Origin of the sequence: Anaerocolumna jejuensis DSM 15929, assembly GCF_900142215.1 — a bacterium.
Lineage (GTDB): Bacteria > Bacillota > Clostridia > Lachnospirales > Lachnospiraceae > Anaerocolumna > Anaerocolumna jejuensis.
In genome coordinates this window covers 182,252-196,686 of the sequence record NZ_FRAC01000011.1, presented here as the reverse complement: position 1 = coordinate 196,686, position 14,435 = coordinate 182,252, and the positions used below count along the sequence as shown (strand labels likewise).

Annotated in this window: 12 protein-coding genes; 4 read left to right on the top strand and 8 right to left on the bottom strand. The window is 40.4% G+C overall.

Annotated features, from left to right (window positions below; genetic code table 11):
• Window positions 1-14: 14 nt before the first annotated feature.
• Entirely contained in the window at window positions 15-479 is a 465-nt protein-coding gene (locus BUB77_RS12020; protein WP_073276148.1) for a MarR family winged helix-turn-helix transcriptional regulator, read from the bottom strand.
• 359 nt (window positions 480-838) lie between these two features.
• Between BUB77_RS12020 and BUB77_RS12015 the strand changes: the two genes are divergently transcribed.
• Together BUB77_RS12015 and BUB77_RS12010 are read left to right on the top strand one after the other, a co-directional pair.
• The gene (locus BUB77_RS12015; RefSeq protein ID WP_139241168.1) at window positions 839-1,408 is read left to right on the top strand and encodes a TetR/AcrR family transcriptional regulator; all 570 of its coding nucleotides are present in this window, start codon (window positions 839-841) and stop codon (window positions 1,406-1,408) included.
• Between the two features lie 123 nt (window positions 1,409-1,531).
• Complete coding sequence (locus BUB77_RS12010) at window positions 1,532-2,035, top strand: hypothetical protein (RefSeq protein WP_073276144.1); 504 nt, start codon at window positions 1,532-1,534, stop codon at window positions 2,033-2,035.
• Between the two features lie 95 nt (window positions 2,036-2,130).
• Here BUB77_RS12010 and BUB77_RS12005 read toward each other — a convergent pair whose 3' ends face one another.
• From BUB77_RS12005 to BUB77_RS11990, 4 genes are all read right to left on the bottom strand, one after another.
• A complete protein-coding gene (locus tag BUB77_RS12005) occupies window positions 2,131-2,544 on the bottom strand; it encodes a VOC family protein (protein ID WP_242962480.1) in 414 nt (137 codons plus the stop codon).
• Window positions 2,545-2,619: 75 nt separating this feature from the next.
• A complete protein-coding gene (locus tag BUB77_RS12000; protein ID WP_073276142.1) occupies window positions 2,620-3,129 on the bottom strand; it encodes a hypothetical protein in 510 nt (169 codons plus the stop codon).
• Between the two features lie 54 nt (window positions 3,130-3,183).
• The gene (locus tag BUB77_RS11995; RefSeq protein WP_139241167.1) at window positions 3,184-4,020 is read right to left on the bottom strand and encodes an AraC family transcriptional regulator; all 837 of its coding nucleotides are present in this window, start codon (window positions 4,018-4,020) and stop codon (window positions 3,184-3,186) included.
• A 117-nt stretch (window positions 4,021-4,137) separates the two neighbouring features.
• Complete coding sequence (locus BUB77_RS11990; RefSeq protein WP_073276138.1) at window positions 4,138-4,806, bottom strand: hypothetical protein; 669 nt, start codon at window positions 4,804-4,806, stop codon at window positions 4,138-4,140.
• Window positions 4,807-5,356: 550 nt separating this feature from the next.
• Here BUB77_RS11990 and BUB77_RS11985 point away from each other — a divergent pair.
• The gene (locus BUB77_RS11985; protein WP_073276136.1) at window positions 5,357-6,523 is read left to right on the top strand and encodes a hypothetical protein; all 1,167 of its coding nucleotides are present in this window, start codon (window positions 5,357-5,359) and stop codon (window positions 6,521-6,523) included.
• A 145-nt stretch (window positions 6,524-6,668) separates the two neighbouring features.
• Here the strand turns inward: BUB77_RS11985 and BUB77_RS11980 are convergent, their stop codons facing one another.
• The 3 genes from BUB77_RS11980 to BUB77_RS11970 form a co-directional block, all read right to left on the bottom strand.
• Window positions 6,669-10,424, bottom strand: a complete 3,756-nt coding sequence (locus BUB77_RS11980) for an NHL domain-containing protein (protein WP_073276134.1) — start codon at window positions 10,422-10,424, stop codon at window positions 6,669-6,671.
• A 267-nt stretch (window positions 10,425-10,691) separates the two neighbouring features.
• Entirely contained in the window at window positions 10,692-11,639 is a 948-nt protein-coding gene (locus tag BUB77_RS11975; protein WP_073276132.1) for a LytR/AlgR family response regulator transcription factor, read from the bottom strand.
• Window positions 11,614-13,581, bottom strand: a complete 1,968-nt coding sequence (locus BUB77_RS11970) for a sensor histidine kinase (RefSeq protein WP_139241166.1) — start codon at window positions 13,579-13,581, stop codon at window positions 11,614-11,616. Before BUB77_RS11970 ends, BUB77_RS11975 begins: the two co-directional genes overlap by 26 nt.
• Window positions 13,582-13,824: 243 nt before the next feature.
• On the opposite strand from BUB77_RS11970, the gene BUB77_RS11965 reads away from it, so the two are divergent.
• Window positions 13,825-14,337 carry a QueT transporter family protein gene (locus BUB77_RS11965; protein ID WP_073276128.1) on the top strand — a complete coding sequence of 171 codons (513 nt, stop codon included), beginning with the start codon at window positions 13,825-13,827 and terminating at the stop codon, window positions 14,335-14,337.
• Window positions 14,338-14,435: the final 98 nt, after the last annotated feature.

Below are 14,435 nucleotides of genomic sequence, written 5' to 3'. Positions count from 1 at the left end.
ATAATGGATTGTATTTATAACAAATCCTCCGATAAGTCCGGCTCAGAGCTCAGCTTCTCTTTTTCTTCCGCTAAATTTGTTAAAATTCTTTTCAAAACAGCAAGGGTTTGCTCCACATCTTGTCCGGAGATACCTTTTGTTGCAATAGCAACACCCTCTTGAAAAGTATCATTAATCAGAGCGGATATTTGCTTTCCCTTCTCTGTAAGATACAGATGTTCCAGCCGTTTGTCATGGATGTCTTTTTCCTTATAGATATAGTCATTTGACATCAGATTTTTAACTACCTTTGCCGTAGTTGACTTACCTACATAAAGTATTTCACTAAGCTTCTTTTGGGAAATCCCCTCATTAAGGGATATTACTAAAAAAAAGTCATGTTGACCGCTCCGAATCGAAACATCTTTCAATTTATAATTGAATATGCTCTGCATATTCCGATAGATTGCTGCATTTAGTTTTCCTATATTCTCTGCCATACAAACCTCTCTTTCCGTAATTAGTTTGTTGTGTTAGTTCGCTTCCTATACAAGCATCCTAGTATTAGTTAGTTTCCTGTGCAACCATTATAGCATCAGATAGTTTCCTTTGCAACTAATATTTTTCAATTTTTGTTTGTGCACATTTTGAATTAAACGTTATCCGTAAGTTGACCGAAAATTATACTTGCTTCCCCTTAAACACCGCTCTATCAAGACATAATTCATATCCGGGATTACAACACAAATCATATGTTCTCACCAAAAATAAACTTTCCAATTGACAAGTGAGCACTTGCTAACTATAATGGTTAGCGAGTGCTCACCTAAATTGAATCCATATAAGGAGTGATTTTAAATTGACTACTAAAGAAAGAATCATGCAGGAATCCATGAAGCTTTTCTCGGTTCATGGTTTTGCTGGCGTATCAGTACGCAGCATTGCAAAAGAAGTTGGTGTTGAAAACAGCGCGCTTTATAAGCATTTCAAAAATAAACAGGCCATTTTTGATGCAATCGTTGATGAATCCCAGGAGCGTTTCCTGCAAAAATACAAAGAGCTTGATTTTTCCCGGATAAATACGCCGAAAGCTCTGGAAGACTTGTGTATAACTATGTTTTTGTATCAAACAAAGGATTCCTGGGTTACTATGTTTCGCAGAATGCTGGTAATGGAAATGTTCAAAAACCCGCAAATGGCTGAGGTTTATAAGCATATATTCATAGATATGCCAATCCAGTTCCAAACAAAGCTTTTCCAATCATTAATAGACCAGGGAAAGCTTCGGAAGGGAAATGCAGAAGTAATGTCCATGGAATTATATTCTCCCTTTTTTCTATATCATTTAGTGGAGGAAGAAACGCAGAAACTGGAGCCCCTATTACGCCAGCATGTTGAAAACTTTATTCATAACTATATGGAGAAATAACTTAACCGAATAGTACTTTACTTCAGCCATACAGATTAGACATGCTGGAAAGGTGCCATCATAAAAGGAGGTGCTACCATCAAACGAAAATATTTTAAATACTTCATTATCGGTACAATACTATTGTTTGCAATAACATTATATTGGGTTGAACTCAGTCCATGGAGCAGTACTGAATTAGCTAAATTTAATAACGGCTACGGTACCTTTGATATGAAATCCTATGACGTTCATACCGTATATAAAGTACTGGCTCAAATGAAGCCTGAGGGATTTACTATCTATGAAAGATACTTTATAGGTGATTATTTGTTTATCCTTGCCCTGGGGATACTACAGATTTTGATACTGCTTCATGCATTCAGCTGGTCCAAATCAAGGCTATTACGCCTTTTCATCATATCCATTCCTGTTGCCAGAGGTTTATGCGATATACTGGAAAATTCCCTGCTGCTAAATGTATTGCTGACGTATCCGCAAAAGCATGAACATATGGTAACCATTTCCAGTAAAGCCACCTTCATGAAGCTGCACCTGATTACCCTATGGCTCATACTGTTTTTGTTTGGATTTGTAGTAAAAAGAATAAAACCGCTTAGAAATTTAAAGATAAGCAGCAAAAAATGATTGTCCTAAACCGTCCGAAGTCCAGGATAATCGTTTTCTGTTTGCTTTAGGGATAGTATATCATTTATCCTACCTTTGATTATAAACATAAATAGTTACTTTATATCTAATATATTTCCGTCATTATCCGTTACATATCTGCCTTTTGTCATATCAAGTATCACATATTCATTCGACCACCTATCTCTTACAACGGCACATTTTCCAATCGGAACATCAAATGGTCCGCAGATGATTTGACCTCCAATTTCTTTTATTTTATTCACAGTATTGATAACTGACTCCACTTTGAAGTCAACATTCATCTTTTCTCTTTCGTTTTGTAAAAGGACCTCTGTAAAATCATCCTCCATGCCCATTCCGACAGAAGTATCATTTTTCCATAATACCTTTAATCCAAGCTTCGAATAATAATCCACACCCTCTTTTAAATCCGGTACATACAGTTCTATGCAATCAACGCATTTCATCAATCCCATATCCTTTTTCCCCATAACATTTTTCTCCATATCCTTTTCCCCATCTTCAGCTTATAGTTTTTCTGTTATATCTTATCCACTATCGTTCTGACTATCGAAAATAATTTATTCCTCTTCATACTTACCACTAAATATGATTCCGCCATTTTTATCATAAGACATACTATGCTTACTGGCTTCCTGCAAAAAATTCTGATTCCGGAAATGTTTATAATAATATTCTTTCATGGTTTCTAAATCAGTTCTGTATTTTGCAGTTTCCATAGCACATACACGCATTAATAAAAGTCTATCTAATGATACTATACAAACATTCACCTCATCAATTGCATCCTTTAGCAGGAAATTATAATCCAATAAAGCAATACTTCTCCATATTTCAAATTCACTAATGACCACTCCTAAATCACCATAAATATCTTTTCTCTTGTCCGGATACTGCTTTGCAAGTGCAACATAATCTTCATTGGATATTACTAAATCAATATCAGGACCTGATTTCCTCATACCATAATATTCCATTGCCATGCCGCCTATCACAATAGGCTTCTTACTAAAAGACAACCTATTTTCATATAGCCTTGTTTTAATCTTTTCAATCAGTAAATCAGACATCTGAACCTCCTGTATTAAAGTATAGAAATGCACAAAGAATTCAATGATTATAGATTACTTCACTGGAATCAGTAATTCAAAACTATAGTAAGCCGGATCTTTAAATGCTTCATCATATACTTCAATATTATCATAATTCTCTATTTCATATCCCAGACTTTTTGCATAGCCGATAGCAGCCGAATAAGCATCCGGCACACTAATTGAAGCAGGAACCCATGCCTGAAAATAGCTCTGTGGTTTTATATGCCTGATTACCATGTCCTGCGGAACTTTTTCAGCCTTATTTATTCCAACTGCGGCCATATATTTAAAATGCTTACTGTCACAATATTCATGTTCACAGATACCATACATGGTCGCAGAGCTTTGAAGCGGATTAATCTCCTCCATCCGCATTAAAAATTCATTCCATAACTTTCCAATGTTGCCGTTACCATCCCAAATTTCAGCGTTGCATTCTAATCCAATCACCTCAAAACCAGGTAAATTAACTATTCTGAATTCCATTTGGTAAGCATCTTTTTCCTGCACGTTATATTCTACCGAATACCTTTTTAAGGGCGGGATTTCTCCCACCTTGCGGTACTCCTTGGGTGATATGCCAAACACCCTTATAAAAGCACGAGTAAATACATCATGAGACGAAAATCCATAGTCGAAGGCAATCCTGCTTATGGACTTATTCCCGTCCTTCACCTCTCTTGATGCAATAATCAGTTTTCGCCTTAATATATAGGAACCTAAAGTATCTCCGGTCAATCTCTTAAATAGCCGGTAGAACTGCGGGACAGAAAATCCTGCTTCAAAGGCAATATCATTAAGACTAATATCACTCATAATATGATTATCTATATATTCCAATGCTTTCTGCATACAATGATCTGGCATTTTCTTCACCCCATAAAGTATTATAACATCCTGTTTTTTGTTTTTCTCGATGTATTTTATCAACTTTTTATGACAGTTGCAGAAGCTTTATCTCTTTTATAGCATTTGCAACCTTTGTTATAGAGTTAAACCAAAATGCTTCGCCAGCCTTTCCAATGTCGTTTCTTTTGTATCAGCAGTGGTATCCTCTCTAACCAGTGTGAAAAAACCACTATTGGCATACTCCTCATAATGTTCTTTGCTGTTGACTAATGCTATGCATGCTTTAAAATTTTCCATCGTGCAAGCCGGGTCTTCTGCCTGCATTATCTGCTCCCTCAAAAAGGTCTTCTCAGCATCCTCCCGATCGAAAAAATTCTCAACAGACATTGCCTGCGGTGACAGCATAACTGCTACCTGGTGATAATCTGCTATCTCATGCAATAAATCAAGAGGTATATTGGTGTCAGCAATCACTCTCTCATTTTGTGATAAGCTGATCAGCTCCGCCACTTCAATCTCAGCAGCTTCCCTGGCACTTTCAAATATCCATTTTTCATATTCATCCGGTGTCCTTTGTAAAAATTCCTGCCAATCTTTCATTGTATCAAAGTAACATAAATTAGGCTGGCGTTCCCGCACCAAAAGTTCCCTGGGAAATCTAAAATGATAATTCTCTCCGCAATGCATCAATCCATATCTTTCTGCCAGCATTGCTGCCATTGTCGATTTTCCCGCATATGCTGTCCCTGTTATAAACATCACATTCTTTAAATAATATTTGATAATATTATTTTCTATTTTCATACTTACTGCTATGCCCTCCCAGCACGCCTCAAGATTGCTTGTGACACTGCTTATATAGATAGATTAAAATGTAACGCATTTTTGCATTTTTCAATCTATAATCTCCTTGATTCTATGACAAATAAGCCTACACTAAATCCATAGGCACAGTTAACATATAATGTTTACAATATTATTATCGTAATTTATTTCCAAAGAATAAAAGGCTTTTATACATATTCATTTCCTCCATTAACTTTAAAATAATTATATATTATGTAACCAGTTATTGCAAGGCACCAAGCGTCTCATGAAATTGAGTGACCCTCTTTTAAAGCCTTAAGACACTTACAGAAGCAGAAGCTTATTTTTCATGATATTCTATGCTGCTTTTGTCATGGCTTTAATCACTCTAATGTTCATCTGATTTGTACAGTTATCTTTATCTTCCTCTGAAATATAATATTCACCATCACGATGTGCAAAATGGTCAAATTTTATTGTAGTGTACTTCACCCCTATGCTACAATATACTTGTGTCAAAACATAACACAGGAGGACTACAACATCAATGCACAAAAGAAGAAATACTATTAAGAATATAATGAGCATACTCTGCTCTCTGCTCACCACCTTAATTATACTGCTGGCAGCTGCAAATTTAATCTTGCCCTACTTCTTCCACCTGTCTCCGGATGCAGCTCCTCTACTGGTCTTAACTTCCGCCATCTACCTGTATTTTGGAATCACACTGCTAGTCATAGGTGTCTTTATTCCTGATAAGGGTATTGTCCTGTCACGCAAACTCCTGCTGACTTTCGGTCTGGTTAAAATAATCATTGCATTTTTACAGCAAAAGCCCAAAGCTGTGAATTTACATAGAAACAGAGAGTATGTGACGAAAGAATGGAATGCTCTGGGTATTCTGATAATTGGTATTATGCTGTTCTTCCTCAATATCTTTACAATGATGCTGGTCACCGGCTCCGAGACCTTTAGCATCCCCTTCATTACCGCCGCTTTGATGAAAACACCCTTCAGTCTGATTCTGGCCGCGTTGTGTATCAGCTGGTTTCTTTTGACCATCACCTCATGGATCTGGCATTTTATTGATACAAAGGAGGGCGAGGTCTCCAGGAAGCCTACGGAACAAGTAAAAGATACCATCATAGACGGCCCTGAAAAAAAGGCCATGCTAAAATGTGTCGACTGCGGTATAGTGTACAATTATGACCGTTGTGATGGCATCTGCCCTAAATGCGGGAAATACAACCCTCCTTCATCCGCTTTTTACCTTGATAACAGGAATCAGAAAAAAAGGACTGCACTCCATTTTTATAAAATAGCAATGGTGATTATCCTGCTCTTTCCCGTTATCATTATCGCCTCTAACCTGGGTAATTTTTGGAATTGGATTAACACACCTGAAGAAACCGCCTCTAAAGAGGCTCCTCTTACAAGCTTTGATTTGGACGACTATAGTTCAGAATCTTTTACCTCCGAGGAAATAAACCAGCTTCTTAAGTCAATTCAGGAGGAGAATGACATAGATATCCTTAATCATAAAGAAATTTATACCAATAATGAGGAAGACGAAGCCGGCGAATTGGTTGATAAGGTAACCATAATTGCTACAACCGAAAACAGTAAATTGGTTTATTTTCAGTATTATAAATACCTAACTACAACCGAAAAACACAAGGCAGGAGATATCATTCTTAATTCATCCGCCAATTAAAATCCGAATTTTACTCTTTAATTCCAGCTCCTAAATCCCTTTGTTTACTACAAAATTAACAAGAGTGTCTCAAAAGTAGTTTTACATTTACTTTTGGGACACTCTCGAAAAAGCCTTATTTAATTAGGGGATAAAGCCTTATGTTTTATTTTCCTTTCATTACAATGCCCTTCGGCAGCCATGCATCCTGCATTGCCTGGACATATAACTCTTTTGAAGAAGCCGGTACCTGAAAAATGCAGGTATTCTTTACTTTTTCAAATACAGAGTAGAAGATCATTTCCGGCACCTGACTGCTTTGGAATACCACCTTTTCCAGTGTATTCGAGTGGGCAAAAGCACACCCTCCGATACTTCTTACCGTATCCGGTATTACAACTGCTTTTAATTGTTTGCAAACACTAAAGGCATAGCTCCCTATTTCCGTTATCTTCCTGTCAATGACAACCGTGCCGGATGCAGAGGGATAGGCCAGCAGCGCTGTGCCCTGCTTGTTTAAGAGCATACCGCCTTTTGCTGAATACTGTCTGTTTGCCCTGTCCACCTTGAACTCCTTTAACAGGCTGCAGGAGGTAAAAGCAGTGGGGGAGATTACCTTTATATTAGCAGGTATGGTTACAGAGGTTATAGTTTTTTGGTTGTAGAAGGCACTTTCATCTATAGAAGTCACCTTGTATTTCTTTCCCTTCCAGACAATTGTCTCAGGTATTACCACTTTACCTGGAAGCTTTGCATTTATCTGGTTATTCGCAACGGCAGCCTCTCCTGTCCCCGTACCGGAAGCTTTGGCAGTAATTCTGTAATTGACCTCTTTATATGCAAAGATATCTCCATAGTACCTGATAAATCCCGCCTTAGTGCCTCCCTGGGCTTTCTTTACCTTAACCTTTACCGCATAAACTTTCGTTTTACCGCCATAGGTTACTGCGGTCATATAAACTGCACTTCCGGCCTTCTTGGCAAAAAGCTTCCCTTCGCTGTCAATGCTGATATGGGTCGGTGTGGATATATGATATTTCACCTCTGCCTCTGCCGGCAGGTTCTCAGGTCTGATATCCGTAAGAGTTCCCTCTGTCACAGTGATATCCGTTACTGTATGTGCTCCTTCTGCCAGCTTTCCGTCACTGTCTACAACGAAGGCATAGGGAGAGAAATGAACTGCGTTAAACTGAATACAGTCTACTCCGTCCTTCGTTGTCAGTTCTGCCGGAAGAATCTTAAGCTTACCGTCTACCACCGTCACCACTAACAGCTTTTCCTTTTCTGAAAGAAGCTCTGTCGGAACCGGGCAGGTAATCCGCACGGAGGTTCCCTGTGCAGGCTGTACTTTGGTATTAGTTCCCTTGATATATAAGCTGATATCCAGCGGAAATATCCGTATGGTTTCCGTGTTCAAACCAATTGTATCTGTTTCCAGCGCATTTCTTACCTCTTGCTTCGCTATGGAATCTACCTTTAAGCGAACCTCCACTGATTTATCAAAGGCATTACCAAGTTCCTCTACTGTTATCAGTGATTTGTTCGGTATACCCTCCGGAGCTTCTACCACTTCAATTGTCTTTTCTTCTGTTTTATCCTTATCTCCGGTAGAAGGCGCGGGGGTTCCGGTCCCTGTAGTTATGTTTTGATACACTGCTGTAACTGTAACATTCTCCGCCGGCATACTGAAAACTGTGCTTGCTGATGCAGCATTTTGGAAGTGCACATTACCTGTTGCCGTCCATCCAAGAAATACCTTTCCTGCCGGTGCCTGGTTTGCAGTAATAGAAACATTGGTATTTTCTGTATAGGCTCCGCTGCCGCTTCCGTTTATTACTGTCAAGGTATAAGCTGCGGGCTCTTGCTCTGCCCTTACCGTTACAGCAGCAACCCTTGTAGTTACAGTCACCGTCTTATTACCGCTGACACCAGGATCTGTATTCGTTATCTTGCAGTAATACCATACCTTTCCTTCTGTGTCCGTCTGTGCCGTGTAACTAGCCTGCACAGCACCATCTATGGAAGTTCCTCCATCCGTTCCGTTCGCCGTATTACGATACCATTGATAGGTAATGCTTCCACCGCTGACTGCAGCTGCTGTCTCCAGAACTGCTTCCTCTCCCTTTCGCACCGTTATATCCTGGGGCTGTTTTATAATCCTGGGTGCATCTGCATTGGTTAATGCATTTACTTCTGCCTTGGCTGCCCTGCTGGTTACACTTGCAGTTTTATTTCCGGTAACCGTAGAATCCGTGTTCGTTACGATGCAATAATACCAGGTGATTCCTTCCTGCTCTGTTGGTGTTGTATAAACTGGCAGGTTCGCCCCGTCTATAAGTGTTCCTACTGTATTACTATCCACGGTATTACGATACCACTGATAGCTTAAGGTTCCCTTTGCTGCTTCTGCTGCATCCACTTCAAGAACTGCCACAGCTCCCACTTGTACAATTATATCCTCTGGCTGGCTGATAATCAGAGGTACTTCTGCATTTGCTGCTTCCGTTATTACCTGTTTCACAGTAAAGCTTATATCCTGCATCTTATCTGCAGATACAGTTACCGTAGCCGTATAGGTTCCCGGCACCAGCCCTTCCTTTGCCTTTACCGTAAAATCAGCGGTCTGTGTGATATTATTCAGTGCAGCTGCCGTAAGGGTTCCAAGCTCAAAACTGCCTGCCCCGCTGCCGCTTAAAACAACCTTCAGGTTCGTCAGATTTCCTGTGCCTGTCTTAGTTACTCTTACCGTTTTGCTTTCTATGTCACCGGATGTATAACCTTCCGGCAGCTCGGTAAAAGTGTGCTCCCCGCTTTGGGATAAGGCCGCTGAATAAGTAACTGCAGCTATCTTCTTGATTTGATTGTGATAAGAATCTGCTACAAATAAGTTCCCGTTTTTATCAATTGCTATACCGAACGGATAGTAGAAATCCGCATACAGGGGGGCAAAATTTCCTGCTACCGTGCTGATGGTTCCATCTACTGCCACCTTACGTACCACCTGATTTAATAATTCTATTATATACAGGCTGCCACTGTCATCAACAGCTACTCCTGCAGGCCCTCTTAATCCAGCAGAAACAGCAGGTCCATCATCTCCTGTATAGGCATTATTTCCATTACCCGCTACCGTGCTGATAATTCCGCCCTTTGATACCATACGGACCCTCTCATTATCGTAGTCTGCTATGTACAGATTATCCTGGCTATCCAATGTTATTCCATTAGGACGGCCTAATTGGGCAAGGACAGCACTCCCTCCGTCACCTGAATAACCGTCAACTCCAGTTCCTGCTACTGTGCTGATGATTCCGTCTGCTGTCACCTTACGGACTCTGTTATTGATTCGATCAGATATATAAAGAGCTCCCTGGCTGTCCAGTGCCACCCCAAAAGGACCATCTAATTGAGCATCAATGGCATTCCCTCCGTCACCTGAATAACCGGCGACTCCGGTTCCTGCTATTGTACTGATGATTCCGGCTGTTGTAACCTTTCGAATTCGGTTATTACCACTATCCGCTATGTACAGATTACCGTTGCTGTCTACTGCAACTCCGGTAGGTTGTGCCAATTCTGCATTTATTGCAGAACCTCCATCGCCCGAGTAATTGCCATTTCCGGTTCCCGCTACCGTAATAATGCTTCCGTCTGCCGTAACCTTTCGTACCCTGTTATTATAGGTATCTGCAATATACAGATTTCCGGCATTGTCTGCTGCAATTCCATAAGGATTATAGAAAGTGGCTGAAACAGCCTTTCCACCATCACCTGCATTGCCTAGCGCTCCGGTTCCGGCTACTGTTGTTAATGAATATTCCTCTGCTGCCAAAACCGTATACTGAGGAATTCCAAGATTCAGCATCAGTAATGATAATACAATGCATAAAAATCTTTTAAACAAGTCTTTTGTTTTTCTCATCTTACTTTTCTCCTATCGTATTTCTGTCAATCCACCGTCAGTTTCCTGCTGCTCTTCTTTATTACAGGCATTCATGTATTAACTATAACTATCCGATTTTTCTTACGCATAAATTAGCTTCCATATCCTCCTTCCCTATACCTTCCGGAATATTCGTAGAGGTTATTATAGCACCCCGTTTTCACAAAATTCTCACAAAAAAAAGCCCCAGGCAGAGAAGCTATTCTTCCGCCTAAGACTCGGGTTATTAATGATTGCTTTAAAATTCTATATCTCATTTCGCAGCTGTTGATTTAAATAGATTTCCTCCATTTTGTCTCCATTCCCTTTTTTCTTATATATACCGATCAATGCATCACATAGTCTGTCAAACATATTTTGATAAACATACTTTTGCAGCTCTCCCCAAAGATAATCCTTGCTGCCAAACAATGCCCCCTGATAAATGAAAAACAGTTGTTCACTAATACGCTCTTCCTGTTCTTCCCCTTTCTGGAATGCCTCATAAATCGTTTCCAGTTGAACCACATCACACCATATCCCTTCTATCTCAAAGAAGTACTGACCCAGCCTGTTATTGAGTACAGACTTTATTCCCGCCTCCTGCAAGGCTTTCTTCATACGGTATATGGTGGTATACATCGTGTGCTCGACTTTAATCTTTTCCGATAAGGGCCAAAGCTTCTCAATCAGGCTCCATTTGTCAATGCCCTTCTTTCCAAACAACAGAAGCAGCGCAAACATTTCTTCTGTTTTCTGGGTAGGCCATTTCAGTAAAGAGTTCCCCTCTGCATCCTGTATAGCAATCTTGCCAAAAAGCCGGATATATATTTCCCCGCAGGAAGGAGCAGTAGCCAAGTCAGCCTTTCTGACTCTGGTTAAGGCCTGCGCTATGTCATTCCTGCTTGGAGGCTTAAGGATATAATGCAGGGCATTCAGCTTAAAGGCCTCAATTGCATATTTATCATATGCCGTTACAAATACAATATTAGCAGCGTCAAGCCTTCCGGTTATCTCTGTGGCAAGCTCTATTCCGTTAATACCCGGCATTTCTATGTCAAGAAATATAATATCAGGCTTTAACTCCGGGATGAGTTCAAGTGCAGTTCTTCCTCTTGTGTACTCTCCTACAATCTCTACCTTCTGTTCCAATAATATTTCTTTTATGTAATCCAGCACCAGAATCTCATCATCCACAATTACTGCCCTTACCATGGCCGTCCTCCTCTTCCAAGTGAAACCGAAACCATACTTTAACCCCTTCTTCCTGCTCTTCTATGTGCAGTTCTTCTCCATAGTGATGCATTAACCGTTTCTTTATGTTCCCAACGCCGACTCCTTCCCGCTCAGTTCCTGTATTCCCTGTTTTCCTATCCAGCCTTGTCCGGCTGTTTGGCGAAAAGCCCGGGCCGTTATCGTATACTGCAACAACTCCAAAGCCCTCCTCCTTTTGAATCGATAATCTGACCTTTCCGCCTTCTTCTCTTTTTAAAGCTCCATGGCGGATTGCATTTTCTACCAGGGGCTGAATCAGTAATGGCACTATCCTTTGCTGTTTCAGAGAGTCCTCAATGTCCATCTCCACCTCCAGCCTTTTCCCAAACCGTGTCTTTTCTATAAATACATAGGAGCGGATACTTTCCAGCTCACTTTCTATCATGATAAATTCCGACGTCGTATCAATATCAAAAGCGCTCTTTAAAAATTCCGCCAGATGCCACAGAAGCTCAGAGGCCTTTGACGGGTTGGTATAGCAGAGGCCAAGGATACTGTTTAAGGAATTAAACAGAAAATGGGGTTTTATCTGCGCCTGCAAAAATGCGATTTCACTCCGCTCCGCATGGTTTGATATTCTCTCCATGTTATAATTGCTTTCCAGCAATGCCACTGTCAGTTCCTCGTTCTTTTTAAACATAGCATGATACCTGTAAGTAAGCAAAAACACCCAAACAAAAATATATAGAACACTTGATATCAGTGACATCCTGTCATTCCCAATTAGTCCCCTGGTAAAAACCATCTGGTCAATACAATATACGTCGATAAAATACAATACCAGAACGAGAAGGCCATGTTCTATTCCGGTAATTCCTAAAGCAGTCCTTTTTATATAAAGATAAAATACCCGGTATTCAATTACAAATAAAGTAAGTAAATCAATAATAATGAATAACGTACGGATTCCCGGAGTTTCCGCAGGCAAAACCATATAAAGCAGGGCAAATAAGCCTTGTGTCAGCAGTACGAGATTTCTGAACAGGGTAGAAATAAATTTCTTATCCAAATGATAGACCGTCATCATAACCGAAAGGATACCCATGCATATCACGACGGACTCCAGATTCAAAAGAGCCTCCGCCGATATACCCGGCAGGATATATTTCACGATCCGTTCCCCTATGGTTCCATTGATTAATGCCAGGGAAGCCGCTCCCATTGGGAAAAAGACACTTGCTTTTTCCTTTTTATAATAACCGGGGATTAACAAGACAATAATCAGGTATACAGCCGCCACTCCAAAGCTAAAGGCAATGGGCAGCATATCGTGAACAATATTTTTGGCAAAAAAGGAGGTAATCTCCTGTTGATCTCCAAAATAAATGGATTCCGCAATTCCCCCTCCAAAGATCTTATGGCTTGATACCTGTATAATAATCTCAATTTTCTCCGCATCCGCCTGAAAATACGCTGCTCCCGGCGTATTTCCCATATCTTCGCCCTTTACGGAATCCGATACAACGCCACTCTGTATAAGAAGCTTTCCATTGACATATATTTTACTGGCAATTCTAATACTCTGCTTTTTAATACCATAAATAACCCCAGGATGGACATTTGTCAGGGTGAGGCGGTAGGTAGCACATCCATATTCCGGATACTTCTGTCCATAAATATCCTTTCTCCAGCTCCCGGGAACCACCATATAGGAAGGTGCTCCCACTCCGTTCTTAAAATCCTCCGGTTCCAGGAGCTGCCCCCAGTAGAATTCCCACTCCCCATTTAACGGAAAGACCCCTCTGCTGCCCACCGTCGATTCTTCCGTATCCACGGTTCCCTTTACTGCAAAGCTGTCTGTATGATTCATTTTATAATAAATTGCTATAAGAATGCTGATTCCAAGCATAAAGGTCAACACCCACATTTGATGCCGCCGCAAATATCTCCCACCTTTAATTTCGCCGCTTTACGACAAATCTCTTTTCTTTCAATTATACTTGGAATCCTGCTGCTTGAAAAGGTATAGTTTTGTATTTTAATATATTGGCCTGCAACTTGACAACTCCTGTTTTCATGCTATACTAATAAAGTTGCAAGCCTTTACAAATCAAGGCTTGTACCAATCAAATAACATCAGTTCGAGACCTTCCTGATGTAAAACAAAACTAAAGGAGAATTTTACATGAAAAGCAAAACCTATTTTATCACTCAGGCTGCGTTAATTGCTGCCATCTATGTGGTATTGGTCTTTGTGTTTAAGCCTATCAGCTTTTCCAATATTCAGATACGAATTGCGGAAGCACTGACCATACTGCCCTTTTTTACTCCAGCGGCCATTCCGGGACTGACCATCGGCTGCCTTTTAGGTAACTTATTAGGCGGTGCCGATATTTTAGACATTACCTTTGGTACACTGGCAACCTTGCTTGGTGCAACGGGTTCCTACCTGTTAAGACGCAGCAAGTTCCTTGTTCCTCTGTCCCCCATTGTATCCAATACCCTGATTATTCCCTGGGTGTTACGATATGCCTACGGACTGGTTCTTCCAATCCCCATTATGATGGCAACGGTTGGAATCGGAGAGGTATTATCCTGCGGGGTGCTGGGCTTCTTCCTGTTGATTGTCCTGAATAAATATAGAAATGTTATTTTCCCGGAGAAGAGTTTTTTCTTCGCCAAAAAAAGCCGGTATTAATACATACCGGGTTTGATTTTAATTAATAAGTAACATCTACCAAGGTCTGGTGAAAAATGCACTGCATTTTTCTAATTTATATTTGAGCAGTATCGCAG

Coding starts and splice junctions, on each gene's coding strand:
- BUB77_RS11975 (WP_073276132.1), bottom strand. CDS start 11,639: ATGGTAAGGGCAGTAATTGTGGATGATGAGATTCTGGTGCTGGATTAC.
- BUB77_RS11980 (WP_073276134.1), bottom strand. CDS start 10,424: ATGAGAAAAACAAAAGACTTGTTTAAAAGATTTTTATGCATTGTATTA.
- BUB77_RS11990 (WP_073276138.1), bottom strand. CDS start 4,806: ATGAAAATAGAAAATAATATTATCAAATATTATTTAAAGAATGTGATG.
- BUB77_RS12020 (WP_073276148.1), bottom strand. CDS start 479: ATGGCAGAGAATATAGGAAAACTAAATGCAGCAATCTATCGGAATATG.
- BUB77_RS11965 (WP_073276128.1), top strand. CDS start 13,825: ATGAAAAGCAAAACCTATTTTATCACTCAGGCTGCGTTAATTGCTGCC.
- BUB77_RS11995 (WP_139241167.1), bottom strand. CDS start 4,020: ATGCCAGATCATTGTATGCAGAAAGCATTGGAATATATAGATAATCAT.
- BUB77_RS11985 (WP_073276136.1), top strand. CDS start 5,357: ATGCACAAAAGAAGAAATACTATTAAGAATATAATGAGCATACTCTGC.
- BUB77_RS12000 (WP_073276142.1), bottom strand. CDS start 3,129: ATGTCTGATTTACTGATTGAAAAGATTAAAACAAGGCTATATGAAAAT.
- BUB77_RS12005 (WP_242962480.1), bottom strand. CDS start 2,544: ATGGAGAAAAATGTTATGGGGAAAAAGGATATGGGATTGATGAAATGC.